Genomic DNA, 2,448 nt, shown 5'->3' on the forward strand with positions numbered 1-2,448 from the left:
GGATTGGAGGTGAGCTTTGACCTGACGCAACTCCACACACCAGAGCTCGAGCATCTGCTCGATGGCTACACCCGTCACGGCAGCCTCCTGTGTCAGATCAGGAGATTATGAACCCATGCGCAGGAGGTGCAACTGTAGTGCTAGAAACTCAGAGCCCGTTTGAGAATGGCTACGGGTGAGCAATGCGGCGGAGCATGAGGCTGCTCATGGCCACACCGATTATCGCTTCCGAAACATCACAGCGCTTCTCGTAGTCCCGCACCAGCCGGCGCCAGCGCGTCATCCACCCGAAGGTTCGCTCCACGCTCCCCTGTACAATGGTGCTTGGATTTGAACGTTCGATCTCCGCCTGTGCCTCCTGATGGCGGAGGCGGAATGCGGAACACAATCTCGACCTGGTCTTCATCAATCTGGATGCGGCGGACCATCAGCCGGATGATGTCGCGTCTGGCAGACCAGTCGAGCAGGTCAAGGTTCTCACGGACTGTCGTCGAGAAGTCCTCCAAGCGACCGATCACCTGGGTCAGGTCGCGTCTGGCCTACTGGCAGCTGCCAGGGCATTGCGATGCTCCTCCAACTGGGTGATCCGGGCCCTCAGGTCAGCGACCCGCGGCTCAAACTCCACACGGTCAATCACGCCGTCAGCATGCCCGTCGATCAGCCGCCCGACCCCGCGCCGCAGGGCGCCAATGCGGCGCTCAATCTCCCCGACGTCGGCATCGGGCTGGCTCTCTGATGCGAGATCCGTGAGGCGGCGCCGGTACTCGTGAGCGATCCGCTGTGGATCGTTGAAAACCGCCTCGATATGGGTCCACACCACGCGCTCGAGACGATCACTGCGCACCGGGCGGTTGGTGCACACCGCCTTTCCGTCGAACCGGTGTCCATCACTGCCGATGCAGCGATAAGCGCCGTAACCGAAGGCACCGGGGCGATGGCACTCAGCAAGCCCAGGTGTGGCTTTCCCGTAATAGGCATAGCCACAACGCCGACACACAACCAGCCCCTGGAGCAGCCACCCTGGCCCTCGGCTCTGCTCCCGCTTGCGCCGTCGGTTCTCCTCAAGCTGCGCTCTGGCGGCCTCGGCGACGGCGGGATCGACAAGGGCTGGCACAGGCACCGCCACCCAATCCTCGTTTGGGACCGGCACGCGTGTGGTCGGGCGTGAGGAATGGGCCGGGTGATTGCGGATTGGACGCAGCCGCGGCTTTGGCTCGACCGCGCGAAAGCGGCCGTACATGGCTGTGCCGGTGTAGGCGGGGTTCTCGACCATGCCATGAAGGGTGGAGGCCCACCACCGTGTCGTGCCCGAACGGGTTCGGCATCCAGCCTGCTGGAGCCTGCGACAGACCTCGCGCAGGCTCAGGCGGTTGAGCCCGATCCAGGCAAAGATCAGGCGGACAAATCGCGCCTCCTCGGGCACGATCTCGAGCCGAGCAACCCCACCTCCTCGCTCGCGGGTAATGTAGCGATACCCGTAAGGTGCGCCTGCAAGAGCGCTGACTGAACCCATCCGGCATGGCGCCGTCCCCGTCGTCCCCGCTCCAGGATCTGGGCGCGCTTGTACTCGGCAATGACGCCTTGGATCTGGAGCAGGAGGTCGTCCTCGGGGCTGGCGCCAATGGGCCGGTTGAGGAAGGTGACCTCAACGCCGGCGCGCCGGAACTCCTCCATCAGCACGGCCTGGTGCGCATAACGCCGGGCGAGCCGGTCGGGTGCGAGGACGTAGACACGGTCGATGTCCCCGGCGAACGCTGCATCGCGCAGACGCTCCAAGGCCGGACGCACCAGAGAGGACCCGCTGTGGCCCTCGTCAATGTAGGCGGCCTCTGGGAGCATTGTGACGCCATCGGCCGCAATCCGCTCGCGGAGGGCAGCGACTTGGCTGGCAATGGTCTTGTCACGGGCCTGAGCCTCGCTGGACACCCGTGCGTAGAACGCAGCCCGACATTCAGCCATGCTCAGCCCTCCTCTTTGCGGCCGGCCGGGGGATGGCCTCTGGCGCGGCTTTGGCGCCAGCCCTGATGACCTTGCGAGTCATGGGGACGATCCGGGCGTATGTCTCGGCCAAGCACTGCGGGCTGAGCCTCGTGCTCTCGAAGGAGATCCGCGCCACCACGATCGGTTCTTGCGTCGACTGGGCCATGGGCATCTCCGCCGGTGCCGGTCCTGGGACCGGGTGGTGGATGCTGCCTCAACTGGGCCAAGGAGCCCGTGTTCCGGAGGGGCCTGGGCAGAGACTCGCGAGCGACCACGGCTGACCACTCGAAGCCGAAACTGGCAAGATTGTACGGGGGAGCACCACCCACCTGCGCGGCAGTGGCTGAAAGCCGTCCTGATTGGCAAGCTTACGCACGATCTCGATCACGAAGTAATTACCCACGCCCTGTTTCGCACTGAGGTTCAGGCGGACACAGTCTGAAGGATTGTCTTGAACGCGTTGGTCTG

The 2,448-nt window shown here is 64.5% G+C and carries 3 protein-coding genes and 1 pseudogene; 1 reads left to right on the forward strand and 3 read right to left on the reverse strand.

Going from position 1 to position 2,448, the window contains the following annotated elements:
• Window positions 1–169: 169 nt before the first annotated feature.
• The 3 genes and pseudogenes from JKG68_RS35095 to JKG68_RS34105 all read right to left on the reverse strand — a co-directional run.
• A pseudogene (locus JKG68_RS35095) lies at window positions 170–304 on the reverse strand (IS5-like element ISRso1 family transposase); the annotation flags it as partial.
• 219 nt (window positions 305–523) lie between these two features.
• A complete protein-coding gene (locus JKG68_RS34100; protein WP_312891071.1) occupies window positions 524–1,423 on the reverse strand; it encodes a recombinase family protein in 900 nt (299 codons plus the stop codon).
• Entirely contained in the window at window positions 1,393–1,959 is a 567-nt protein-coding gene (locus JKG68_RS34105) for a recombinase family protein (protein WP_246516121.1), read from the reverse strand. Before JKG68_RS34105 ends, JKG68_RS34100 begins: the two co-directional genes overlap by 31 nt.
• Before the next feature lie 65 nt (window positions 1,960–2,024).
• Here JKG68_RS34105 and JKG68_RS31880 point away from each other — a divergent pair, with 65 nt between their 5' ends.
• Window positions 2,025–2,261 carry a hypothetical protein gene (locus JKG68_RS31880; RefSeq protein WP_202066387.1) on the forward strand — a complete coding sequence of 79 codons (237 nt, stop codon included), beginning with the start codon at window positions 2,025–2,027 and terminating at the stop codon, window positions 2,259–2,261.
• Window positions 2,262–2,448 lie beyond the last annotated feature (187 nt).

Origin of the sequence: Microvirga aerilata, assembly GCF_016743775.1 — a bacterium.
In the GTDB taxonomy this organism is placed as follows: Bacteria; Pseudomonadota; Alphaproteobacteria; order Rhizobiales; family Beijerinckiaceae; genus Microvirga; species Microvirga aerilata.